Source organism: Acinetobacter sp. YH16032, from assembly GCF_013417345.1.
GTDB lineage: Bacteria > Pseudomonadota > Gammaproteobacteria > Pseudomonadales > Moraxellaceae > Acinetobacter.
Genome location: NZ_VPEE01000007.1, coordinates 52,551 through 73,789, shown reverse-complemented (window position 1 = coordinate 73,789; position 21,239 = coordinate 52,551). Strand labels below are relative to the sequence as shown.

Here is a 21,239-nt window from a genome sequence, read left to right as displayed (position 1 = left end):
TCCATTTTTTAATTTTGAACAAAATTAAAAAAATCTTATTCGCCTAATGTGTTCTCGAAAAGATCATCGGCTTCATTGGTCGCTTGATCATCCCAGAAGCTCGACATTCCATCAGCTTCAGTTCGTACACCTGTATTCTCCGTCCAATAACGGTCTGAGATCGCTTGTATCATTTGTCCTGCCATATTATCCAATAACTTAAACTCTGGATTTACAGGAACTTCTTCAGCACGTGAAGCGGCATAAGAACGTAATGCATCACGTATTTTTGCATCGTCACCACTGGCTTGTGCTGCAACAGCATACAAGGCATGCGATAAGCGTACTCCTTTTTGCTCACCAATTTGCATAGATTGTTTAAGCGTTTGGTATGGATCTGGTTTGCCTGCATCAGCTCCAGGTAATAATGTCCAAATCACTGCTCGAGTAGCATTCGGTACGCCCCAGAACTTGTTGTTATCGAGGCAGACCATGCCACGTTCAACAATTGCTGCGATATCTTTAGGAACATGCACTTGACCACCAGAAGCAATATCATTGGTCATCGCTTGTAAGCCACTTAACATACCTAACAGATATACTGTTTGGTCAAGATTACGACGCATAGTTGGACATGAGTCACCTAAATTATATTTATATTTAGACTGCCAACGCTCCGCAAACAATTGATAACCCGTATATTGACGTTCGGCAGCAACAGCAGCCCAGCGCTTTTGTTCAATACGCGCATCTTGTGCTTCTGTCACTTGACCTGCTTTTGATGCTCTTAGGTATCTTAATTCTGCATCTAAGGCACGATTTTCTGCGCACATCCCTGAAGCTGAATATAAAAGAACTGCCATACGGGTCGGATCAGCACCCATATCTTTAGTCGCCATAATCACAGGAGTCAAAGCTGTGCCCTGATTACACACCATATCCACATCACCCATTGAGAGTACTGGCGGTAAGATGTGTTTTTCACTAAACGCAAGTGATGCATTCGCACCAGTTTTGATTACGTATGAACATCCAGATAAAGTTGTAGCTGCTACAACCGCAATTGCCGTGAAAAGACCTTGAGTCTTTAATTTAGACATACTTCCTGTCCTCAATTTTATAATTTTGTCATCCTTGCGATTTAAAATATCAGATGCAATCGCTGAATAAAAGTGCAGCAATGCACTTCATTAACAATTAGTCTGTCATTGATCTGAATTGAAATAATTGACTTATTTTTTGAATTGTTAAAATTTTGGGCAAAAAAAAGTAGCATTGCGACGGTTCGGCACATGCTACTTATTAAATGGTAAACTCAAGAGAGTTTATTTTGTTCGTTGTTGTGGTGTTCAATTCGTTCCTTCAGCACAGTTCCTAGTCTTCCAATTATAATTGCCATAACAGCAGCAACCACTAGAAACAACCACATATGAATTTCGCTCATTTTGAAATTCCTCATTAGCTGTTGGTATGTTTAATGTACTTTAGAAATTAAGATTTCATCGTGTTTTTGTCTAACAATTTGATTTTCTTTCATTTTCGTCAAACAATTCATTTTTTATTCATATAATATATTTTTAAATAATTGTTTTTTATCATGTTTTAAATTTAAAAATAAAAGACTTATTGTCTAACAATTAGCCAAAACTTGCATGAGTAATCAAGCTTTTCCATTGTTTTTCATCTATTTGATCTCTCCAAATCACCAAAGAATCGAATTTATTTTCGTTAAAACTGAGTACTACGAAGTAATGAAAATGAAAAACTCGATTCAGTTTTGCTTGGTATATTTTTGGATTTGAAGTCATTTGAATCGACCATAAATCTTTGTCTATTTTTTGTAATTCTTTTAATTGTGGTTTTTTTTTAAAATTCCACCAGATAATCAGTATAAATATAATACTGCCCAAAGCATAAATGAGCTTAATACTGATTAATAAAGTAATACTCATGATGAAAATAGAGAAAACATGAAACACAGCCGAATAAGAGCTGTGTTTCAGTGAATAACGCTCATGGATTATGGACATAATCTTTTAATTTTTGAATAAATTGGCGCAATTCAGGTCTAGGTGGTTCAGAAACCTCCATAAACCAATCCAATAAATCAGGATCTTCTTGTTCAACCAGTTCAGCAAACATTGCTTTCTCTTCTGGTTCAGCTTGCAAATAGTATTGCTTTACATAAGGATCAAAATACACGTCAATTTCTTTTAAACCACGACGTGCTCGATAGATAACTTTACGCTCTTCAAGCGTTAATTCATCGTACATTTTTATCCCCTAATCTGTGTTCATTCTATTTTAACTTAAGCCATGAGCTTTGTGTTTTAAAAATATCAATTGACCAAATTCATCAGCAATTCTTGCGTTTTGAGCATTCAACACATTGCACCAATGTTCAGGCTCTCTTATGTTGTGGCTATTCTAATAACACTTATGGAAATATAAATATGCAATCAGGCGCAATTCGACCAATTCCTAATATGTTGCCTCGAAAATTATTCAATGCAGAGCATGAAGCCTTTCGTGATACTGTTCGAAAATTCTATGAAAAAGAAGTCGTTCCAAATATTGCCAAATACGAAGAACAACAGCATGTAGATCGTGACTTATGGAATAAAGCGGGTGAAATGGGTCTATTGTGCACCACAATGCCTGAAGAATATGGTGGATATGGTGTAGATCGACTCTACAGTATGATCCTCATTGAAGAACAAGCTTATGCAATGGATTCATCAACTGGTTTTTCATTGCATTCGGATATTGTTGCGAACTACCTGAATAATTTTGCCAACGAAGAACAGAAGAAAAAATGGCTCCCTAAAATGGCTTCTGGCGAAGTTGTCACTGCCATTGCGATGACTGAGCCTGGTACAGGTTCAGACTTACAAGCTGTACGAACTTCTGCAGTTTTAGATGGCGATGAATATGTCATCAATGGTTCTAAAATTTTTATTACCAACGGTTATCTATGTGATATGGCAATTGTTGTGTGCAAAACAGGTAATAGTGATAAAGGTTCAGCCAACTTATCTCTCATTATTGTCGAAGCTGATCGAGCTGGATTCACTAAAGGTAAACCACTCAATAAAATTGGTATGAAAGGACAAGATACTTGCGAATTGTTCTTTGATAATGTTCGTGTACCAAAGGAAAATTTGATTGGTATGGAAGGCATGGGCTTCATCATGCTTATGAAAGAACTCGCTTGGGAACGTATGCTTGTTGCGATTATCTGCCAAGCAGGTGCAGAAGCTGCCTTTGCACACACAGTACAATATACAAAAGATCGTAAAGCATTCGGCAAGCCAATTGGCGCATTTCAAAATACACGTTTTAAGCTAGCAGAACTTCGAACTGAAATAGACTTCTGTCGTTCTTATTTAGATCGTTGTATGGAATTACAACTTGAGGGTACGTTAGGTGTAGATGCGGCCGCAGCTGCAAAATATAAAATTTCTGATATGTTCTCTAAAGTCGTTGATGAGTGCTTACAGTTACATGGTGGCTATGGCTTCATGCTTGAATACCCTATTGCACGCGCATATATCGATAACCGTGCAAATCGTATATATGCCGGCACCAATGAAATCATGAAAGAACTCATATCACGTTCTTTGTAGATAGAAAAAGGAAGCTTTCGCTTCCTTTTTATTTTAATAGCTATTCATTAAGATACTAATTTAGGCTTTTTTACTGACTGTACAGGAGCCTTCGAAAATTTTAAAATACCATCGTTAAAAGTCGCATTTTTGAGATCTTTACGATCAGCTAAATAGTTATGCGTTGCCATCCAGGGTGCTTTGGTACCTTGTTTTGGAAGTTGATCAGCCGCTCGCGCGATATAACCTGATGACATTTCACCCATAACTGTTTCATCGAGCATTGCGGAATGGTCAGTTGGTGCGACAACTTCATCATAACCGTTCTGATCCATAAATTTGAATAGACGGCAAATATAATCAGCGACTACATCTACTTTTAATGTCCATGATGCGTTCACATAACCAATGACCATCGCCATATTTGGTACATCACTTACCATCACACCATTATAAAGCATATGTTCGCTAGTCTTGATCGGCTGACCATCAACAGTCGCTTTGATACCGCCCATAATTTGAATTTCTAGACCAGTCGCAGAAACAATGATATCTGCATCTAAGTGTTTACCAGATTTCAATTGAATACCATTTTCAGTGAATGATTCAATATGATCTGTTTCAACACTTGCTTTACCACTACGTAAAATTTTGAATAAATCACCGTCTGGCACTACACATAAACGTTGATCCCAAGGATTGTAACTTGGGGTAAAGTGTTTCATATCCACTTTACCTTTCAACTGCATTTCAATAGATTTAAGAAGTAACTTGCGAACCAGTTGAGGTTGTTTTTTTGACAAAGCAAAAATCGCACGTTGCATTCCGATATTACGAGCACGCGTGAACTTATATGCCATGTCCTCTGTCATAAATTTACGTGTTTTGTCATAAACAAAATCAATCGAAGGAATTGAAGCAATATAAGTTGGTGAACGTTGTAACATTGTTACATGCCCAGCCCCACCTTTTGCCATTGCTGGTACTAAAGTGATTGCAGTTGCTCCACTACCAATGATAACTACTTTCTTGCCGGTATAATCTAAATTTTCAGGCCAAAATTGTGGATGAATCAATTGACCTTTAAATTTATCTTGATTTGGAAAATCAGGTTGGAAACCTTGGTCATAGTTATAATAACCTGTGCAGCCTAATACGAAATTAGCTTGCCAAGTTTGTTTCTTTTGATTTTGATCTTCGATTTCTACAATCCATTTTTTTATTGAAGTATCGTAATTCGCAGAAAGTACACGATGCTCAAAATGAATTTTTTCTTTAATATTGTACTCACTAACAACTTCGCCCAAGTAACCTTTAATCGAAGCGCCATCTGCAAGCACATTCGCTTTACGCCATGGCTTAAAATTGTAGCCAAAAGTAGACATATCTGAGTCGGAGCGAATACCTGGGTATTTAAACAAATCCCACGTTCCACCGAAACTTTTACGACGTTCGAGTATTTCAAATTTACGGTTCGGATTATTTTTAATTAAATGTGCTGCAATTCCAATTCCAGAGATACCAGCACCAACAATAAGAATATCGACTTGCTTATCCATTTCTTTTATTAACCTTTTTATAAGAACATTTTTATTAAAACATATTTTTGACAATACACAATGTCAAGTTTGACTAAAAGTTGCAAAAAACATATCAATTCAGGTCAAGTAATGCCAATTGTTAGACAAAAAAAAGGCCGGTTTATTCAACCGACCTTTTTTGAACAACTTGCGATGTTCTACACGAAATTATTTAACTTCGCGATCTACTAGCTCAACGTAAGCCATCGGTGCAGCATCACCTGCACGGAAGCCCGCTTTAAGAACACGTAGATAACCGCCGTTACGTTCTTTGTAACGAGGGCCAAGAACGGTAAATAATTTACCAACAGTTGCTGCTGAACGAGTACGAGCAAACGCTAAACGACGGTTTGCTACTGTATCGACTTTAGCTAAAGTGATTAAAGGCTCAGCTACACGACGTAACTCTTTTGCTTTAGGCACAGTTGTTTTGATCAACTCGTGTTCAAACAAAGAATTAGCCATGTTTTGGAACATCGCTTTACGATGACTGCTTGTACGGCCTAATTTCACACCACTATTACGATGACGCATGGTGATAGTCCTACTTAATTAACGACTACGATAGGCAAAACGATCGTCCATACGTAAACTAGCTGGTGGCCAGTTTTCTAAACGCATGCCGAGTTGTAAGCCTTTTGAAGCCAGAACATCTTTGATCTCAGTCAACGATTTTTTACCTAAGTTAGGAGTTTTTAACAACTCAACTTCAGTACGTTGAACAAGATCACCAATGTAGTAAATATTTTCTGCTTTCAAACAGTTAGCAGAACGAACAGTAAGCTCTAGATCATCTACTGGACGAAGCAAGATTGGGTCAACTTCTTCACGAGGTTCTTGAGCAACTGGAGCTTGATCTTTCTGAAGATCAACAAAGATTGCAATTTGTTGTTGCAAGATTGTTGCCGCTTTACGGATCGCTTCTTCAGGATCAACAGTCCCGTTTGTTTCAAGATCAATGACCAACTTGTCAAGGTCTGTACGTTGTTCTACACGAGCATTTTCAACTGTGTAAGAAACACGTTTAATCGGGCTATAAGACGCATCTAATTGTAAACGTCCCACTGGGCGAGTTTCACCTTCTGGGAAGCGAGAATCAGAAGTCTCATAACCACGACCTTGAACAACTTTCAAGCGCATTTTCAATGAGCCTGAAGCACTTAACGTGCCGATCAAATGTTCAGGGTTAACCACTTCAACATTGTGAGGTAAACGAAGATCAGCGGCAGTTACATCGCCAGGACCTTGTTTCTCTAATGTCAAATATGCTTCATTTTGATCGAACAGCTTAATAGACAATCCTTTAAGGTTCAGCAAGAGCTCGACGATGTCCTGCTGCAAGCCTTCTAAAGTACTGTACTCGTGCTCGACGCCTTCAATCTCAACTTCAACCACAGCAGCGCCAGGTAAAGATGATAAAAGAATGCGACGTAAAGCATTACCTAGAGTATGACCAAAGCCACGCTCTAAAGGTTCTAGAATCACTTTTGCCGAGGTCCCGCTTGCCGCTTCGACCTTGATCGCTTGCGGAGTTAGAAACTCGTTTGCAGTACGCGTCATTATTGCTACCTCAAGGATTATTTAGAATACAATTCAACAATCAAGCTTTCGTTGATTTCAGCAGGTAAATCAGAACGATCAGGTGCAGATTTGAATGTACCTTCTAATTTAGAATGGTCAACTTCCATCCAAGAAGGAGTTCCACGTTGAGCAGCCAATTCAATTGCGTTTTTAATACGTAATTGTTGTTTAGCGCCTTCGTGTACTGCAATCACGTCACCAGCTTTAACTTGGATTGACGCGATGTTAACACGACGACCATTTAAAGTGATTGAACGGTGAGATACAAGCTGACGAGCTTCTGCACGTGTAGAACCAAAGCCCATACGATAAACAACGTTATCTAAACGGCTTTCAAGCAATTTCAACAAGTTTTCACCTGTTGCGCCTTTAACACGAGCAGCTTCTTTATAGTAGTTACTAAATTGACGCTCTAAAACACCGTACATACGACGTACTTTTTGTTTTTCACGTAATTGTAGTGAGTACTCTGATTGTTTACCACCACGAGCTCCACCATGTTGGCCAGGAGCTTTAGCATGTTTTTTTGTCTTAACATCAAACGGTTTAACGCCTGATTTAAGTTGCAGGTCTGTCCCTTCGCGGCGAGAGAGTTTGCATTTTGGACCAATATAACGAGCCATGAATGTTTCTCCTTACACGCGACGTTTTTTAGGTGGACGGCAACCGTTGTGAGGAATTGGAGTCACATCGGTAATGCTATTAATTTTATAACCCACTGCACCTAAAGCACGAACCGCAGATTCACGACCTGGACCAGGACCTTTAACAAGGACATCCAAGTTTTTCAAACCGTAATCTAAAGCAGCTTTACCAGCTACTTCAGCAGCTACCTGAGCAGCAAACGGAGTTGATTTACGTGATCCACGGAAGCCTTGTCCACCTGAAGTGGCCCAAGCCAGTGCATTACCTTGACGATCGGTAATAGTCACAATGGTGTTATTAAAAGAAGCGTGAATGTGTGCAACACCTTCAGAGACGGTACGAGTGACCTTCTTGCGTGTGCGAGTATCTTTAGCCATCTTTTAGCTTCCAGAAATCTTATTTCTTAATAGGTTTGCGCGGACCTTTACGGGTACGTGCGTTAGTTTTGGTGCGTTGTCCGCGGACAGGCAAGCTGCGACGATGACGAAGACCGCGGTAGCAGCCTAAATCCATTAAACGTTTAATGTTCATGGAAATTTCGCGACGTAAGTCACCTTCGGTCGGAACCTTAGCAACTTCTGCACGAATCGCATCAAGCTGAGCGTCATCTAATTCACGGATCTTAGTAGTTGGTGCAATACCAGTTGCAGCTAAGATTTGCTTAGCAGTATGGCGGCCAATACCAAAGATATACGTAAGAGAGATAACAGCATGCTTGTTATCCGGAATGTTTACACCGGCAATACGAGCCATTCACTTTCTCCAAAAAGGCAGTAGAGATAATCAACCGCCCCACAAAATCTTTGAGGGGCGGATAATAACCTAATTAGCCTACTGAAATCAACAGGTCTTGATCAGATTAACCTTGACGCTGCTTATGACGAGGTTCAGCGCTACAAATCACGCGGATTACCCCATTACGACGGATAACTTTACAGCTACCACAAATTTTCTTTACAGAAGCTTGAACTTTCATGATGAAACCTCTAAGTGCGCTTATCCCTTAGGATGAGCAGTCGTTTTACTCATTAGTGTTTGATTATCATATTGGCGCGATGTGAGGTGTGCCTGTAGCTGAGCCATAAAGTCCATAACTACAACAACCACGATCAACAGCGATGTACCACCCAAATGGAATGGAATACCAAAAGAACTTTGAAGTACCATCGGCATTAAACATACAACAGTGATATAAATCGAACCGATAAATGTTAAACGACTAAGAATATGATCTAAATAACGAGCAGTTTGCTCACCTGGGCGGATACCAGGTACATAAGCTCCACTACGCTTTAAGTTTTCTGATACTTCTTTAGGACTGAAAACTAGTGCCGTATAAAAATAACAGAAGAAAATAATAAGCGCACCGAATAGCACCAAATATAATGGTTGTCCAGGCGATAAAACTAATGCCAAATCTTGTAGTGTACGCTTAACGATCCCTGCATTAGGATCAGAACTACCTAACCATTGACCTAAACTTGCAGGAAACAGCAATAACGAACTTGCGAAAATTGCTGGAATAACACCTGCCATGTTGATTTTTAATGGTAAGTGAGTCTGCTGTGCAGTAAATACTCGGCGACCTTGCTGCTTTTGAGCATAGTTAACAGGTATACGACGTTGTGCTTTTTCAATAAACACAATCGCAGCTAAAACAGCTAAAGACAATAAGCCAAATATAGCAATACCAATTAAGCTTGATTGACCATTTTCCACTAGGGTAAATGATTGCACAACCATACTTGGTAAACCAGCAACAATACCTGCAAAGATGATCATAGAGATCCCATTACCAACACCACGTTCGGTAATTTGCTCTCCCAACCACATTAAGAACATGGTACCTGCAACTAACGACGTTAATGCAGGAATATAGAATGCTAAACCTGAAGTAAAGGTAATCCCTTGACTAATCAGACCCGCACACATACCAATACCTTGTACAATTGCAAGGAATAATGTGCCGTAACGCGTATATTGGTTAATCTTACGCTTGCCCTGCTCGCCTTCTTTTTTCAATGCTTCCAGCGAAGGAACAACCGTTGACATTAACTGCACGATAATCGATGCAGAAATATACGGCATGATCCCCAACGCAAGAATGGACATTCGTTCCAATGCCCCGCCTGAGAACATATTAAACAAACCAAGGAAAGTACCCTGGTTTGCACTAAAGAAACGTTCTAAAGCGACATTATCAATACCTGGCAGCGGAATATGCGCTCCTAGTCGAAAGACCACCAAAGCACCAATTAAAAACATTAATCGGCGAATAATTTCACGATATTTCACGTGAAATGGTTGACCTTTCATCATGTGAACATGACCTGTAGAACTAGGAGACATAGACACTCGCGATTACTCCTCGACTTTACCGCCAGCAGCTTCAACAGCAGCTTTAGCGCCTTTAGTCAATGCAACACCTTGAACAGTGAATGCACGAGTGATTTCACCAGAAAGAACGATACGAGCACGAATCATATCTTTACGTACAACGTTCGCTGCTTTTAAAGTTTCAAGAGTAACGATATCGCCTTCAACTTTATTAAGTTCAGACAAACGTACTTCAGCAGTTTTCAAAGCCAATTGGCTAGTGAAACCGAACTTAGGTAGACGACGATATAACGCAGTTTGACCACCCTCGAAACCTGGACGAGTACCACCGCTCTTACGTGAGTTTTGACCTTTGACGCCACGGCCACCAGTCTTACCAACGCCAGAACCAATACCACGGCCTAAACGAAGGTTTTCACGCTTAGCACCTTCTGCAGGTGCAATTGTATTTAAACGCAGAGTCATGGCTTATTCCTCTACACTAACCATATAGTAAACTTGATTGATCATACCACGGTTAGAAGGAGTATCTTGAACTTCTACAGTGTGACCAATACGACGCAGACCTAAACCTTTAAGGCTAAGCTTGTGATTTTTCAAGCGATGCGATGCAGATTTAGTCTGGGTAACTTTAATCGTTTTCATGATTGATTACCCTTGAATTTGTGCTACTGAAAGACCACGTTTCGCAGCAACTTTCTCAGGAGAAGTCATATCACGCAGACCATTAAAAGTCGCGTTTACTACGTTCGCAGCGTTAGTAGAACCATAACATTTAGTTAATACGTTACGTACACCAACAGCTTCTAAAACAGCACGCATAGCGCCACCAGCAATTACACCAGTACCTTCAGAAGCAGGTTGCATGTAAACACGGCTAGCACCGTGACGAGCGTTGATAGGGTGCTGAACAGTACCATCAACAAGTTCAACAGTAATCATGTTGCGACGAGCAGCTTCAAGTGCTTTAGAAATAGCAGCTGGAACTTCACGAGCTTTACCACGACCAAAACCTACGCGACCATTACCATCACCCACAACAGTTAATGCTGTGAAAGAGAAGATACGACCACCCTTAACAACTTTGGCTACACGATCAACGGCAACCAGCTTTTCAACAAGACCTTCGTTTTGTTCAACTTTAGCCATGATTAGAACTCCAAGCCGTTTTCACGAGCAGCATCAGCCAAGGCTTTGATACGACCATGATATTTGAAACCAGAACGGTCAAATGCAACTTTAGTTACGCCAGCTGCTTTAGCACGTTCAGCGATTAAAGCACCAACTTTAGTAGCTGCTTCAACGTTACCTGTAGTACCACTACGTAACGTAGCATCTAAAGTAGAAGCTTGCGCTAATACTTTGCCACCATCTGCTGAGATTACTTGAGCATAGATGTGACGCGGAGTGCGGTTTACACACAAACGAGTCGCACCCAATGCACGGATGTGCAAGCGTGTGCTTTTCGCACGACGCAAACGGGTTTGTTTCTTTTCGTTCATAAGAACCTCGCGCCTTATTTCTTCTTAGCTTCTTTACGAAGTACAACTTCATCAGAATAACGAACACCTTTACCTTTATATGGCTCTGGCGGACGGTAACCACGGATATCTGCAGCAACTTGACCTAAAGCTGCTTTATCAGCAGATTTAAGCACGATTTCAGTAGCTGTAGGTGTTTCAGCAGTTACACCTTCAGGAAGGTTGTAATCGATCGGGTGAGAGAAACCTAGGTTAAGGTGAACTGTGTTCCCTTTAACCGCAGCTTTATAACCAACACCGATAAGTTGTAACTTACGTTCGAAACCTTCGCTAACACCTTTAACAAGGTTGTTAAGCACAGCGCGAGCAGTACCAGCTTGCATCCAAGCATCTTTAGATTCAGCTTTAGGAGCAACAGCTAGAATACCGTCTTCCTGTTTTAGCTCGACCAGCGCATGCAGGTTGAAAGACAAAGTACCTTTGCTGCCTTTCACTTCGACCTGCCGGCCGTTCTGAGTAACTGTTACACCGTTAGGTACAGTTACTGGGGCTTTAGCCACACGAGACATGAGGAATCACCTATTAAGAAACAAAAGCAATAACTTCACCACCGATACCTGCAGCACGTGCAGCGCGATCAGTCATGATGCCTTTGCTTGTAGAAACAATTGCAATACCTAAACCTTGCTTAACGCTTGGAAGGTTATCTTTACCGCGATATTGACGTAAACCTGGACGGCTAACGCGCTTCACAGTCTCAATAACTGGTTTGCCTTCGAAATATTTTAAAGTCAAAGTAAGTGTTGGTTTGCCTTCAGCATCTGCAACAGCTACATCAGCGATATAACCTTCTTGTTGAAGAACGTTAGCAATCGCAACTTTTAACTTTGAGTTTGGCATAGAAACAGTTTGTTTCTTCGCCATTTGTGCGTTACGAACACGTGTTAACATGTCGGCAACGGTATCTTGCATACTCATTTATAGTGCTCCTTACCAGCTTGCCTTAACAACGCCCGGTACATCACCTTGCATTACTGTGTCACGTAATTTGTTACGGCTTAAACCGAACTTACGGAAGTAACCATGAGGACGACCAGTTAAACCACAACGGTTACGAAGACGTACTGGAGATGCATTACGTGGTAATGCTTGTAACTTCATCATCGCTTCGAAACGCTCTTCGTCGCTTACATTTACGTTTGCAATAACAGCTTTTAATTCAGCACGTTTTGCAGCGTATTTAGCAACAGTAGCTTCGCGTTTCAATTCGCGATTAATCATACCTTTCTTAGCCATATCGACCTCTTATTTGAACGGGAAGCCGAATGCACGCATAAGCGCACGGCCTTCGTCATCGGTGCGAGCAGTCGTAGTGATGGTAATATCCATACCACGAATACGGTCAATCTTATCAAAATCGATCTCAGGGAACATAATCTGTTCTTTAAGACCCATAGAGTAGTTACCACGACCGTCAAATGATTTCGCAGAGAAACCACGGAAGTCACGGATACGAGGGATCGCGATAGAGATCAAACGGTCTAAGAATTCGTACATGCGTTCGCCGCGTAAAGTAACTTTACAACCAATCGGCCAACCATCACGGATTTTGAAACCAGCGATAGATTTACGAGCTAACGTAAGAACTGGTTTTTGACCAGCGATAGCTTGCATATCAGAAAGAGCACCATCAAGGAGTTTTTTGTCAGCAGCAGCTGCACCAACACCCATATTGATCGTGATTTTAGTGATGCGAGGGATCTCCATCACATTCTTAACGCCCAATTGTTCTTGTAATTGAGCTTTAAGTTCGTCGTTGTAACGCGCTTTAAGTCTGGCCATTGCCTATTTCAACCTATTACTTCGCTACCGCCACTGATTCACCATTTGATTTGTAAACGCGAGTTTTCACGCCGTCAATCACTTGGTAACCAACACGGTCAGCCTTTTGGGTTGTAGCATTAAAAATTGCCACGTTAGAGATATGAAGCAAAGCTTCTTGTGTAACGATAGCGCCTTCAGCACCTGTTGCACGGTTAGGCTTTTGATGCTTCTTAACTAAGTTAAGACCTTCAACCTTAACTCGGTCATTAGAAACAGACAAAACAGTACCTTGTTTGCCTTTTTCTTTACCTGCGATCACGATTACTTGATCGCCTTTTTTAATCTTAGCCATGATTGCCTCTATTATAGAACTTCAGGAGCCAATGAAATGATTTTCATGAACTGTTCAGTACGAAGTTCACGAGTCACTGGTCCGAAAATACGAGTAGCAATCGGAGCTTTGTTGTTGTTCAAAATAACAGCAGCGTTATCATCGAAACGAATAACAGAACCATCTGGACGACGGATACCGAATTTTGTACGTACAACTACTGCATTCATTACGTCGCCTTTTTTAACACGGCCACGTGGAATTGCTTCTTTTACAGTAACTTTAATAATGTCGCCAACTGAAGCATAACGACGATGTGAACCACCAAGTACTTTAATACATTGTACGCGGCGAGCACCACTGTTGTCTGCTACGTCGAGCATAGTTTCGGTCTGAATCATTGCCCTACTCCAAAACCGAGCATCACCGGTCACAATTTCGAAAGGCTCAAAGAGTACTCGAAATTGACCGATGATGCAACAAGAACGTTATTTACTCAGCAGCTGCTTCAACAACTTCAACTAAAGTCCAAGACTTAGTTTTAGAAATTGGGCGGCTTTCTTTGATAGTTACAACATCGCCAGTTTTAGCAGTGTTGTTCTCATCATGAGCGTGTAATTTTGTTGAACGGCGGATTGATTTGCCATACAACGGGTGTTGAACGCGGCGTTCGATAAGAACAACGATAGACTTGTCCATCTTGTCGCTTACTACTTTGCCTGTTAACGTGCGAACTGTTTGCTCACTCATTGTGCGTTCCCCTGTTTTTCGGTAAGGAGGGTCTTGATGCGAGCAATAGTTTTACGAGTTAATTGCACTTCGTGCGATTTACCCAATTGACCAGTTGCTTTAGCCATGCGAAGACGGAATTGGTTCAACTGTTGCTCATCAAGCAAAGCTGTCAATTCTTCTACCGACTTTTCACGTAGATCTTTAGTTTTCATTACATTACCGTCCGAGTCACGATAGTGGTTTTAAACGGAAGTTTAGCAGCAGCAAGCGTAAATGCTTCACGCGCTAATTCTTCGTTCACACCTTCCATTTCGTACAGGATCTTACCTGGTTTGATTTCACAAACCCAATATTCCACAGAACCTTTACCTTTACCCATACGAACTTCTAATGGTTTTTCAGTAATTGGTTTGTCCGGGAATACACGGATAAAGATCTTACCACCACGTTTTACACGACGGCTGATTGTACGACGCGCTGCTTCAATTTGACGCGCAGTCATGCGACCACGTTCAACTGATTTAAGTGCGATAGTACCAAAAGATACTGTGCTACCGCGATGTGCTAGACCAGTGTTACGGCCTTTTTGCACTTTACGGAATTTAGTACGTTTAGGTTGCAACATGGATTATTCTCCTTTTTCAGCAGAACGATCATTGCGACGACCACGACGCTCTTGACCTTCACCACGACCGCGACCACGTTTAGCTGGACGTTCTTCAGCTGGAGCTGGGTTCATGACTTGTTTCATGCCGCCCAAGATCTCACCACGGAAGATCCAAACTTTAACGCCGATCGTACCGTAAGTAGTTTCTGCGCGAACCGCTGAATAGTCGATGTCAGCACGAAGAGTATGTAGAGGTACACGACCTTCACGATACCATTCAGTACGTGCAATCTCTGCACCGCCTAAACGACCAGAAACTTCAACTTTGATACCTTTCGCACCAGCACGCATAGTATTTTGAACCGCACGCTTCATAGCACGACGGAACATTACACGTTTTTCTAATTGAGAAGCAATTGCTTCACCAACTAGACGAGCGTCTAAATCTGGACGATCAATTTCGTTGATGCTTACTTGCGCTGGAACACCCATAATGTTGGTAAGTTCGCGCTGTAATTTTTCAATGTCTTCGCCTTTTTTACCGATGACGATACCAGGACGAGCAGTGCTAATTGTTACTTTAGCAGCACCTGTTGGACGCTCGATAAGAATATTGCTTACCATCGCATTCTTAAGTTTTTTGTTCAAAAACTCACGAACTTGAAGATCTTTAAGCAAGTATTCAGCGTATTGTTTCGGATTCGCATACCAGTTAGCGTTATGACGTTTCACAACACCTAGGCGGATACCGATTGGATGAACCTTCTGACCCATATCAAACCCCTACCTTAACGGTGATGTGACAAGTACGCTTAGTAATACGATCTGCACGGCCTTTAGCACGTGGCAAAATACGTTTAAGGCTCATGCCTTCATCAACGTAGATCGTAGAAACTTTAAGATCGTCTACATCTAAACTGTTATTATGTTCAGCGTTTGCAATCGCAGATTCCAACGCTTTCTTAACTAAAACTGCAGCTTTTTTGTTGCTGAAGTTTAGGATGTTAAGAGCGTGCGCAACAGATTTGCCGCGAATCAAGTCTGCAACCAAACGAGCTTTTTGTGCCGAGATAGCGGCACCGCGTAATTTAGCAGTTACTTCCATCATAGCACCTATTAACGTTTAGATTTCTTGTCAACACCGTGACCACGGTAAGTACGAGTCGGTGCAAATTCACCAAGCTTGTGACCAACCATATGCTCAGATACGATTACCGGAACATGGTTACGACCATTGTGTACAGAAATTGTTAAACCAACAAAATCCGGGAGGATCATCGAACGACGCGACCAAGTTTTGATCGGCTTACGGTTATTAGCCGCGATAGCCGCTTCAACCTTAGCGAACAAGTGCGCATCGACGAATGGGCCTTTTTTCAGAGAACGAGGCATTGTCAGATTCCTTTACTTGTTACTTAACGCGACGGTCGCGAATGATCATCTTAGTCGTACGCTTATTGGTACGTGTCTTGTACCCTTTAGCTTTTTGACCCCATGGGCTTACAGGTTGAATACCTTTGTTACGCCCTTCACCACCACCATGCGGGTGATCTACCGGGTTCATCGCCATACCACGAACGGTAGGACGAACACCACGCCAGCGTGAAGCACCAGCTTTACCTAGTGAACGTAAGTTGCTTTCTTGGTTAGAAACTTCACCAAGAACTGCGCGACATTCAACGTGTACTTTACGCATTTCGCCAGAACGTAGACGAATAATTGCGTAAGAACCGTCACGACCCAATAACTGAGCAGAAGCACCAGCAGAACGCACTAATTGAGCGCCTTTACCGATTTTAAGCTCGATATTGTGAAGAGTAGAACCGATAGGCATGTTACGAAGTGGTAAGCAGTTACCTGGACGAATTGGAGCATCGTTACCAGATTGAACTTTATCACCAGCACGTAGACCTTTAGGCGCAATGATATAACGACGCTCACCGTCAGCATACAAAACTAATGCAATGTGTGCAGTACGGTTAGGATCGTATTCGATACGCTCTACAGTCGCAGGAATGCCATCTTTGTTACGTTTAAAGTCAACAATACGGTAATGTTGCTTGTGACCACCACCAACGTGACGTGTAGTAATGTGACCGTTGTTATTACGACCACCAGTACGTTTTTTAGCTTCTACCAACGGAGCATAAGGCGCACCTTTGTGAAGATGGTCGTGAACGACTTTCTCTACAAAGCGACGTCCTGGAGACGTTGGCTTACATTTTTGAATAGGCATAATTCTCGTCCTTATTCCGCTGTGCTTTCAGCGGTATCGCCCAAGTCAGCCATTTCTACATCTTGGCCAGCTTTCAGGGTGACGTATGCTTTTTTAACATCAGAACGACGTCCGATAGTTTTACCAAAGCGTTTAGTCTTACCTTTAGTGATAGTCGTGTTAACTTTAACAACTTCTACACCAAATAATTGTTCAACTGCTTTTTTGATTTCAAGTTTGTTTGCATCGATAGCAACTTTAAACACTTGAACACCAGCAGTTTCACCTAAAACTTGTGCTTTTTCTGAGAATACAGGTCCTTTTAGGACTTGATAGATACGTTCGTTGTTCATCCGAGTTCTACCTCAATTTTCTTAGCAGCAGCTACAGACATAACAACTTTATCGAACGCGATCAAGCTAACAGGATCGATAGCAGCAGCATCAACCACATCAACGTGTGGAAGGTTACGAGCAGCTAGATACAAGTTCTCATCAACAGCATCAGTAACGATTAATGCACGAGTAGCATTCAAGTCGTTAAGTTTTGCAAGCAATTCTTTAGTTTTTGGAGCAGCTACAGCAAACTCTTCAACTAAAACTAAGCGATCTTGACGAACAAGTTCAGCTAGGATGCATTGCATAGCACCGCGATACATTTTACGGTTTACTTTTTGAGACCAGTCTTGTGGACGAGCAGCAAAAGTTTTACCACCGCCAACCCAGATTGGGCTACGAATAGAACCAGCACGAGCGCGACCAGTACCTTTTTGACGGAATGGTTTTTTACCACCGCCAGAAACGTCTGCACGTGATTTCTGAGCTTTTGAACCTTGACGACCACCAGCTAAATAAGCTGTAACAACTTGGTGTACAAGAGCTTCATTGAATTCACGACCGAACGCAACTTCTGATAATTCAACAGCAGAGCCGGAAACAGTATTTAAATTCACGTTATTTCCCCTCAAGCCTTGATAGTAGGACGAACAGTTACGTCACCACCGGTAGCACCAGGAACCGCGCCTTTAACTACAAGAACTGAACGCTCTGTATCGATAGCAACGATTTCAAGACCCTGTGTAGTTACGCGTTCAGCACCTAAATGGCCAGCCATTTTTTTGCCTTTGAATACGCGACCAGGAGTCTGGTTTTGACCTGTAGAACCTAGAACACGGTGAGAAACAGAGTTACCGTGAGTAGCGTCTTGAGTACGGAAGTTCCAACGCTTAACACCACCTTGGAAACCTTTACCTTTAGACTGACCAGTTACGTCAACGATTTGACCCACTGTGAACAAATCTACACCGATAGTTCCGCCAACTTCACGACCTTCAAGATCAGCTTCTGTAACACGGAACTCTTGAACTAAACGACCAGCAGCAACACCCGCTTTAGCGAAGTGACCTTTCTGAGCATTAGTAACGCGAGATTCGCGACGTTCACCAGTAGTGATTTGAATCGCTTGATAACCATCAGTTTCAAGCGTTTTGATTTGAGTGATGCGGTTAGGATCAACCTCAATCACTGTAACAGGTACAGAAACACCAGCATCTGTAAAGATACGTGTCATACCGCACTTGCGACCGACTAAACCAATAGCCATGTGCATAAACCTCTAAAAAAGCGGCTTAATTAACTTAGAGTGTTAATTAACCGAAAGCCTTAACCCAATGCGATCTGAACGTCTACACCAGCTGCAAGATCTAATTTCATCAATGCATCTACAGTTTTGTCTGTAGGTTGAACGATGTCGATCAAACGCTTGTAAGTGCGGATTTCATACTGATCACGCGCGTCTTTGTTAACGTGCGGTGAAGTTAGAACGTTAAAACGCTCGATGCGAGTTGGCATCGGGATTGGACCACAAACTTGTGCGCCAGTACGTTTTGCTGTTTCTACGATCTCTTGAGAAGATTGATCAATTAAACGGTGATCAAAAGACTTCAAACGGATACGGATTCTCTGGTTAGACATACCAGTAAACTCCAAGCCAAATATATAAAGAATCACCCATGACGCATCTCCCCCTGTCCGAAAACAAGGCAAGTGTCAGAGGCAGTGAAAATCACTAAGGTCGTGATCGATGCCACGACTGTAACGATCTAAACAACAATCAACGTTGTTTAGCCCTTAATATCAAAGGGTCGCCCATTATAACGATTGTTTAACTGTTAAGCAAACCTATTTATCATTTTTTCTCAATTTACGGTTAAGCGTTGGCGGCTTTCTTTTGTACACCCTGCCCGAACCCCAATACATAATTAATTGCATCGATCAGCAATTCATTCCCTTTTTGGAACCTCGTTTTTTTTGTTTGTTTTAAGGTATCTAAAGATTGTACATAAGCGCCAGAAAATACCTTCTCATGCTCTTCATTCTCAATATACATTTGTAAAACTTTCGGCGTTATTTCTGGATGAAACTGAAAACCCAGCACATTCTTTCCAATTTGGTACATTTGATTTGCACACACATTATTTTCAGCCAGTCTGACGCCTCCTTTAGGAATCTCAAAAGTCTCACTGTGCCATTGCATTATTTCCAATTCTTTAGGTATTTCAAAGTAATCTGATAAACCATGTTGAGTTCTGAAGACATTAGTCCAACCTAACTCTTGTTGTTCATTTAAACGTACACTTGCTCCCAAAGCATTGGCTATAAGCTGACCTCCGAGACACAAACCAATTGCAGGCTTGCCTAGTGATAAATATCGACGGATCCATCTTTTTTCTATTTTTAGCCATGGATAATTTGCCTCATCATTTACACTCATTGCTCCACCCATGATGATTAGTAAATCAATATCTTCAATTGCTGGTAACGCCTCGATTTCTAATGCCATCTCAACAGGTAATGCAAAAAACTCCGTAGCACTAATTTGTGCTCCAATTGATTTTAAATATTCATAACAACTTCCGAACCCTTCACCAGCAATATGCTGAAAGTAATGCACTTTTAATGGCTTCATTTTCCAACCCGAACTTTTCTTATATTGCACTAGCAGTTGCAAAAATGAAGCCAACCTATAGGTTGTTAAATAATTTTAAACAAAGCACAGCTATGCAGTTTTTTAGTAGTATGTTTTGTTAGTTATAAAATGACGGTTTATACAGGTAAATTGTGAAAATAAATACGCAAACTCAACTCATACATAGCCCTAGAAAAGCACCTCAACTTTTAAATAGTATTCAACCCCCTATTTATCGTGCATCAACGATTATTTTTGAAAATACCGATGCTCTTTTCAATCGCCATTGGACCGATGCTTATGACTATAGTTACGGAACACATGGCACCCCTACCACGTTTACGCTAGGCGACAATATTGCACAATTAGAAGGCGGAGAATACTGTCTACTTGCACCAAGCGGACTCTCTGCAATCAACTTGGTGAATTCTTGTTTTTTAGCACATGGTGATGAAGTTTGGGTCGCGGACAATATTTACAGTCCAAATATGGAGCATTTGCGAAACCTAGAATCACGTTATGGTATTGCCGTTAAGGTCTATAACCCAATTGATGTTGAGAGCTTTAAACCCAGTGATAAAGCTAAGTTAATTTGGTTAGAGGCTGCAGGATCTGTAACACTCGAATTTCCAGATTTAACGAATCTGGTCAAAAAAGCTCAAACGCATAAGATCCTTACCGCACTTGATAATACTTGGGGAGCGGGTCTAGCTTTTAATGCTTTTGATTTTGGTACAGAACACTTAGCAGTCGATATCACCGTCCATGCACTCACCAAATATCCAAGCGGTGGTGGTGACATTCTCATGGGGAGTGTCGTAACAAAAAACAAGGATTTATACCACAAGCTATTTCGCATGCATGCAATTCAAGGGATTTCTATATCAGGCGATGACACCGCACAGATTCAGCGCAGCCTATCCTCAATGGAACTCCGTTATACGCACCAATCTAAATCAGCGCTAACTTTATTAAGCTGGCTTCTACAGCAAAATGAGTTTGCACAAGTATTGCACCCTGCCAATCCAAAATCTGCAGGCCATACTTTTTGGAAGGAAGTTTGCATATCAGAATTAAGCGCAGGTTTAATCAGCGTAATTTTTGATAAAAAATATAATCTTCAAGATATACGCAATTTTTGTGATGCTCTCCACCTGTTTAAATTAGGTTTTAGCTGGGGTGGCCCAGTGAGTTTAGTAATGCTCTATCAAATTGATCAAATGCGTGAGCTTGCACATACACATTTACAAGAAGGAATATTGGTTCGTTTTTGTATAGGACTGGAACATCCTCACGATTTGATAGAAGATATTCAACAAGCACTCAAAATAATGCAACAACAAAAGATCGAATAA

35 protein-coding genes are annotated in these 21,239 nt (G+C 41.3%); 2 read left to right on the top strand and 33 right to left on the bottom strand.

The genetic code is table 11. The annotated features are described in order from the left end of the window. Positions 1-35: 35 nt before the first annotated feature. The 3 genes from FTV32_RS06805 to FTV32_RS06795 form a co-directional block, all read right to left on the bottom strand. Positions 36-1,079, bottom strand: a complete 1,044-nt coding sequence (locus FTV32_RS06805; RefSeq protein WP_035265182.1) for a hypothetical protein — start codon at positions 1,077-1,079, stop codon at positions 36-38. 537 nt (positions 1,080-1,616) lie between these two features. Continuing rightward, positions 1,617-1,931: a hypothetical protein gene (locus tag FTV32_RS17325; protein ID WP_218947378.1), complete on the bottom strand. Its 315-nt coding sequence runs from the start codon at positions 1,929-1,931 to the stop codon at positions 1,617-1,619. 61 nt (positions 1,932-1,992) lie between these two features. Continuing rightward, positions 1,993-2,253, bottom strand: a complete 261-nt coding sequence (locus FTV32_RS06795; protein ID WP_035265169.1) for a succinate dehydrogenase assembly factor 2 — start codon at positions 2,251-2,253, stop codon at positions 1,993-1,995. A 179-nt stretch (positions 2,254-2,432) separates the two neighbouring features. Here FTV32_RS06795 and FTV32_RS06790 point away from each other — a divergent pair, with 179 nt between their 5' ends. Continuing rightward, on the top strand, positions 2,433-3,605 hold the full coding sequence (locus tag FTV32_RS06790; protein ID WP_035265167.1) for an acyl-CoA dehydrogenase family protein: 1,173 nt from the start codon (positions 2,433-2,435) through the stop codon (positions 3,603-3,605). 47 nt (positions 3,606-3,652) lie between these two features. On the opposite strand, the gene FTV32_RS06785 is transcribed toward FTV32_RS06790, so the two are convergent. From FTV32_RS06785 to FTV32_RS06640, 30 genes are all read right to left on the bottom strand, one after another. Then, positions 3,653-5,152, bottom strand: coding sequence for a flavin-containing monooxygenase (locus FTV32_RS06785; protein ID WP_373683317.1), 1,500 nt, complete (start codon positions 5,150-5,152; stop codon positions 3,653-3,655). A 180-nt stretch (positions 5,153-5,332) separates the two neighbouring features. Continuing rightward, entirely contained in the window at positions 5,333-5,698 is a 366-nt protein-coding gene (rplQ, locus tag FTV32_RS06780) for a 50S ribosomal protein L17 (RefSeq protein ID WP_034587447.1), read from the bottom strand. A gap of 18 nt (positions 5,699-5,716) precedes the next feature. Further along, a complete protein-coding gene (locus tag FTV32_RS06775) occupies positions 5,717-6,724 on the bottom strand; it encodes a DNA-directed RNA polymerase subunit alpha (protein ID WP_035265161.1) in 1,008 nt (335 codons plus the stop codon). A 17-nt stretch (positions 6,725-6,741) separates the two neighbouring features. Then, positions 6,742-7,368 carry a 30S ribosomal protein S4 gene (rpsD, locus tag FTV32_RS06770; protein ID WP_035265160.1) on the bottom strand — a complete coding sequence of 209 codons (627 nt, stop codon included), beginning with the start codon at positions 7,366-7,368 and terminating at the stop codon, positions 6,742-6,744. A gap of 12 nt (positions 7,369-7,380) precedes the next feature. After that, positions 7,381-7,767, bottom strand: coding sequence for a 30S ribosomal protein S11 (gene rpsK, locus FTV32_RS06765; RefSeq protein ID WP_001040166.1), 387 nt, complete (start codon positions 7,765-7,767; stop codon positions 7,381-7,383). A 19-nt stretch (positions 7,768-7,786) separates the two neighbouring features. After that, a complete protein-coding gene (rpsM, locus tag FTV32_RS06760; protein ID WP_035265156.1) occupies positions 7,787-8,143 on the bottom strand; it encodes a 30S ribosomal protein S13 in 357 nt (118 codons plus the stop codon). A gap of 106 nt (positions 8,144-8,249) precedes the next feature. Continuing rightward, a complete protein-coding gene (gene rpmJ / locus FTV32_RS06755; RefSeq protein WP_000867907.1) occupies positions 8,250-8,366 on the bottom strand; it encodes a 50S ribosomal protein L36 in 117 nt (38 codons plus the stop codon). Between the two features lie 20 nt (positions 8,367-8,386). Then, complete coding sequence (gene secY / locus FTV32_RS06750) at positions 8,387-9,706, bottom strand: preprotein translocase subunit SecY (RefSeq protein WP_180028267.1); 1,320 nt, start codon at positions 9,704-9,706, stop codon at positions 8,387-8,389. Between the two features lie 45 nt (positions 9,707-9,751). Continuing rightward, positions 9,752-10,192 carry a 50S ribosomal protein L15 gene (gene rplO / locus FTV32_RS06745; RefSeq protein WP_035265144.1) on the bottom strand — a complete coding sequence of 147 codons (441 nt, stop codon included), beginning with the start codon at positions 10,190-10,192 and terminating at the stop codon, positions 9,752-9,754. Positions 10,193-10,195: 3 nt separating this feature from the next. Then, the gene (gene rpmD / locus FTV32_RS06740; protein ID WP_004786899.1) at positions 10,196-10,372 is read right to left on the bottom strand and encodes a 50S ribosomal protein L30; all 177 of its coding nucleotides are present in this window, start codon (positions 10,370-10,372) and stop codon (positions 10,196-10,198) included. A gap of 6 nt (positions 10,373-10,378) precedes the next feature. Further along, a complete protein-coding gene (gene rpsE, locus FTV32_RS06735) occupies positions 10,379-10,876 on the bottom strand; it encodes a 30S ribosomal protein S5 (protein ID WP_035265141.1) in 498 nt (165 codons plus the stop codon). A gap of 2 nt (positions 10,877-10,878) precedes the next feature. Beyond that, entirely contained in the window at positions 10,879-11,229 is a 351-nt protein-coding gene (gene rplR, locus FTV32_RS06730; protein WP_035265138.1) for a 50S ribosomal protein L18, read from the bottom strand. A 14-nt stretch (positions 11,230-11,243) separates the two neighbouring features. After that, a complete protein-coding gene (gene rplF / locus FTV32_RS06725) occupies positions 11,244-11,777 on the bottom strand; it encodes a 50S ribosomal protein L6 (RefSeq protein WP_035265135.1) in 534 nt (177 codons plus the stop codon). A gap of 13 nt (positions 11,778-11,790) precedes the next feature. Further along, on the bottom strand, positions 11,791-12,186 hold the full coding sequence (gene rpsH, locus FTV32_RS06720; protein WP_035265132.1) for a 30S ribosomal protein S8: 396 nt from the start codon (positions 12,184-12,186) through the stop codon (positions 11,791-11,793). Positions 12,187-12,198: 12 nt separating this feature from the next. Beyond that, entirely contained in the window at positions 12,199-12,504 is a 306-nt protein-coding gene (gene rpsN / locus FTV32_RS06715) for a 30S ribosomal protein S14 (RefSeq protein ID WP_035265129.1), read from the bottom strand. A 9-nt stretch (positions 12,505-12,513) separates the two neighbouring features. Then, complete coding sequence (gene rplE, locus FTV32_RS06710; RefSeq protein ID WP_004809796.1) at positions 12,514-13,050, bottom strand: 50S ribosomal protein L5; 537 nt, start codon at positions 13,048-13,050, stop codon at positions 12,514-12,516. A 16-nt stretch (positions 13,051-13,066) separates the two neighbouring features. Further along, complete coding sequence (gene rplX / locus FTV32_RS06705; RefSeq protein WP_035265122.1) at positions 13,067-13,384, bottom strand: 50S ribosomal protein L24; 318 nt, start codon at positions 13,382-13,384, stop codon at positions 13,067-13,069. Positions 13,385-13,395: 11 nt separating this feature from the next. After that, a complete protein-coding gene (gene rplN, locus FTV32_RS06700; RefSeq protein WP_035265119.1) occupies positions 13,396-13,764 on the bottom strand; it encodes a 50S ribosomal protein L14 in 369 nt (122 codons plus the stop codon). A gap of 91 nt (positions 13,765-13,855) precedes the next feature. Beyond that, complete coding sequence (gene rpsQ, locus FTV32_RS06695) at positions 13,856-14,113, bottom strand: 30S ribosomal protein S17 (protein WP_004691314.1); 258 nt, start codon at positions 14,111-14,113, stop codon at positions 13,856-13,858. After that, positions 14,110-14,307: a 50S ribosomal protein L29 gene (rpmC, locus tag FTV32_RS06690; RefSeq protein WP_035265113.1), complete on the bottom strand. Its 198-nt coding sequence runs from the start codon at positions 14,305-14,307 to the stop codon at positions 14,110-14,112. Before rpmC ends, rpsQ begins: the two co-directional genes overlap by 4 nt. Next, positions 14,307-14,720 carry a 50S ribosomal protein L16 gene (gene rplP, locus FTV32_RS06685; RefSeq protein WP_035265110.1) on the bottom strand — a complete coding sequence of 138 codons (414 nt, stop codon included), beginning with the start codon at positions 14,718-14,720 and terminating at the stop codon, positions 14,307-14,309. Before rplP ends, rpmC begins: the two co-directional genes overlap by 1 nt. Before the next feature lie 3 nt (positions 14,721-14,723). Then, positions 14,724-15,476, bottom strand: coding sequence for a 30S ribosomal protein S3 (gene rpsC, locus FTV32_RS06680; RefSeq protein WP_035265107.1), 753 nt, complete (start codon positions 15,474-15,476; stop codon positions 14,724-14,726). Position 15,477: 1 nt separating this feature from the next. Further along, complete coding sequence (rplV, locus tag FTV32_RS06675; protein WP_035265103.1) at positions 15,478-15,807, bottom strand: 50S ribosomal protein L22; 330 nt, start codon at positions 15,805-15,807, stop codon at positions 15,478-15,480. Positions 15,808-15,818: 11 nt separating this feature from the next. Next, positions 15,819-16,094 (bottom strand): 30S ribosomal protein S19, encoded by a 276-nt coding sequence (gene rpsS, locus FTV32_RS06670; RefSeq protein ID WP_004281508.1) that lies wholly within the window; start codon positions 16,092-16,094, stop codon positions 15,819-15,821. A gap of 19 nt (positions 16,095-16,113) precedes the next feature. Next, positions 16,114-16,938 carry a 50S ribosomal protein L2 gene (gene rplB / locus FTV32_RS06665; RefSeq protein ID WP_035265099.1) on the bottom strand — a complete coding sequence of 275 codons (825 nt, stop codon included), beginning with the start codon at positions 16,936-16,938 and terminating at the stop codon, positions 16,114-16,116. An 11-nt stretch (positions 16,939-16,949) separates the two neighbouring features. Beyond that, positions 16,950-17,270, bottom strand: coding sequence for a 50S ribosomal protein L23 (rplW, locus tag FTV32_RS06660; RefSeq protein ID WP_035265097.1), 321 nt, complete (start codon positions 17,268-17,270; stop codon positions 16,950-16,952). Then, a complete protein-coding gene (gene rplD, locus FTV32_RS06655) occupies positions 17,267-17,869 on the bottom strand; it encodes a 50S ribosomal protein L4 (RefSeq protein WP_035265093.1) in 603 nt (200 codons plus the stop codon). Before rplD ends, rplW begins: the two co-directional genes overlap by 4 nt. A gap of 11 nt (positions 17,870-17,880) precedes the next feature. Continuing rightward, positions 17,881-18,519, bottom strand: coding sequence for a 50S ribosomal protein L3 (gene rplC, locus FTV32_RS06650; protein WP_035265091.1), 639 nt, complete (start codon positions 18,517-18,519; stop codon positions 17,881-17,883). A 59-nt stretch (positions 18,520-18,578) separates the two neighbouring features. Further along, positions 18,579-18,890 (bottom strand): 30S ribosomal protein S10, encoded by a 312-nt coding sequence (gene rpsJ / locus FTV32_RS06645; RefSeq protein WP_004725677.1) that lies wholly within the window; start codon positions 18,888-18,890, stop codon positions 18,579-18,581. Between the two features lie 235 nt (positions 18,891-19,125). Beyond that, on the bottom strand, positions 19,126-19,884 hold the full coding sequence (locus FTV32_RS06640; protein WP_035265089.1) for a type 1 glutamine amidotransferase: 759 nt from the start codon (positions 19,882-19,884) through the stop codon (positions 19,126-19,128). A 152-nt stretch (positions 19,885-20,036) separates the two neighbouring features. Between FTV32_RS06640 and FTV32_RS06635 the strand changes: the two genes are divergently transcribed. Then, the gene (locus FTV32_RS06635) at positions 20,037-21,239 is read left to right on the top strand and encodes a PLP-dependent transferase (protein ID WP_035265087.1); all 1,203 of its coding nucleotides are present in this window, start codon (positions 20,037-20,039) and stop codon (positions 21,237-21,239) included.

Coding starts and splice junctions, on each gene's coding strand:
- FTV32_RS06805 (WP_035265182.1), bottom strand. CDS start 1,079: ATGTCTAAATTAAAGACTCAAGGTCTTTTCACGGCAATTGCGGTTGTA.
- FTV32_RS17325 (WP_218947378.1), bottom strand. CDS start 1,931: ATGAGTATTACTTTATTAATCAGTATTAAGCTCATTTATGCTTTGGGC.
- FTV32_RS06795 (WP_035265169.1), bottom strand. CDS start 2,253: ATGTACGATGAATTAACGCTTGAAGAGCGTAAAGTTATCTATCGAGCA.
- FTV32_RS06790 (WP_035265167.1), top strand. CDS start 2,433: ATGCAATCAGGCGCAATTCGACCAATTCCTAATATGTTGCCTCGAAAA.
- rplQ (WP_034587447.1), bottom strand. CDS start 5,698: ATGCGTCATCGTAATAGTGGTGTGAAATTAGGCCGTACAAGCAGTCAT.
- FTV32_RS06775 (WP_035265161.1), bottom strand. CDS start 6,724: ATGACGCGTACTGCAAACGAGTTTCTAACTCCGCAAGCGATCAAGGTC.
- rpsD (WP_035265160.1), bottom strand. CDS start 7,368: ATGGCTCGTTATATTGGTCCAAAATGCAAACTCTCTCGCCGCGAAGGG.
- rpsK (WP_001040166.1), bottom strand. CDS start 7,767: ATGGCTAAAGATACTCGCACACGCAAGAAGGTCACTCGTACCGTCTCT.
- rpsM (WP_035265156.1), bottom strand. CDS start 8,143: ATGGCTCGTATTGCCGGTGTAAACATTCCGGATAACAAGCATGCTGTT.
- rpmJ (WP_000867907.1), bottom strand. CDS start 8,366: ATGAAAGTTCAAGCTTCTGTAAAGAAAATTTGTGGTAGCTGTAAAGTT.
- secY (WP_180028267.1), bottom strand. CDS start 9,706: ATGAAAGGTCAACCATTTCACGTGAAATATCGTGAAATTATTCGCCGA.
- rplO (WP_035265144.1), bottom strand. CDS start 10,192: ATGACTCTGCGTTTAAATACAATTGCACCTGCAGAAGGTGCTAAGCGT.
- rpmD (WP_004786899.1), bottom strand. CDS start 10,372: ATGAAAACGATTAAAGTTACCCAGACTAAATCTGCATCGCATCGCTTG.
- rpsE (WP_035265141.1), bottom strand. CDS start 10,876: ATGGCTAAAGTTGAACAAAACGAAGGTCTTGTTGAAAAGCTGGTTGCC.
- rplR (WP_035265138.1), bottom strand. CDS start 11,229: ATGAACGAAAAGAAACAAACCCGTTTGCGTCGTGCGAAAAGCACACGC.
- rplF (WP_035265135.1), bottom strand. CDS start 11,777: ATGTCTCGTGTGGCTAAAGCCCCAGTAACTGTACCTAACGGTGTAACA.
- rpsH (WP_035265132.1), bottom strand. CDS start 12,186: ATGAGTATGCAAGATACCGTTGCCGACATGTTAACACGTGTTCGTAAC.
- rpsN (WP_035265129.1), bottom strand. CDS start 12,504: ATGGCTAAGAAAGGTATGATTAATCGCGAATTGAAACGCGAAGCTACT.
- rplE (WP_004809796.1), bottom strand. CDS start 13,050: ATGGCCAGACTTAAAGCGCGTTACAACGACGAACTTAAAGCTCAATTA.
- rplX (WP_035265122.1), bottom strand. CDS start 13,384: ATGGCTAAGATTAAAAAAGGCGATCAAGTAATCGTGATCGCAGGTAAA.
- rplN (WP_035265119.1), bottom strand. CDS start 13,764: ATGATTCAGACCGAAACTATGCTCGACGTAGCAGACAACAGTGGTGCT.
- rpsQ (WP_004691314.1), bottom strand. CDS start 14,113: ATGAGTGAGCAAACAGTTCGCACGTTAACAGGCAAAGTAGTAAGCGAC.
- rpmC (WP_035265113.1), bottom strand. CDS start 14,307: ATGAAAACTAAAGATCTACGTGAAAAGTCGGTAGAAGAATTGACAGCT.
- rplP (WP_035265110.1), bottom strand. CDS start 14,720: ATGTTGCAACCTAAACGTACTAAATTCCGTAAAGTGCAAAAAGGCCGT.
- rpsC (WP_035265107.1), bottom strand. CDS start 15,476: ATGGGTCAGAAGGTTCATCCAATCGGTATCCGCCTAGGTGTTGTGAAA.
- rplV (WP_035265103.1), bottom strand. CDS start 15,807: ATGGAAGTAACTGCTAAATTACGCGGTGCCGCTATCTCGGCACAAAAA.
- rpsS (WP_004281508.1), bottom strand. CDS start 16,094: ATGCCTCGTTCTCTGAAAAAAGGCCCATTCGTCGATGCGCACTTGTTC.
- rplB (WP_035265099.1), bottom strand. CDS start 16,938: ATGCCTATTCAAAAATGTAAGCCAACGTCTCCAGGACGTCGCTTTGTA.
- rplW (WP_035265097.1), bottom strand. CDS start 17,270: ATGAACAACGAACGTATCTATCAAGTCCTAAAAGGACCTGTATTCTCA.
- rplC (WP_035265091.1), bottom strand. CDS start 18,519: ATGGCTATTGGTTTAGTCGGTCGCAAGTGCGGTATGACACGTATCTTT.
- rpsJ (WP_004725677.1), bottom strand. CDS start 18,890: ATGTCTAACCAGAGAATCCGTATCCGTTTGAAGTCTTTTGATCACCGT.
- FTV32_RS06640 (WP_035265089.1), bottom strand. CDS start 19,884: ATGAAGCCATTAAAAGTGCATTACTTTCAGCATATTGCTGGTGAAGGG.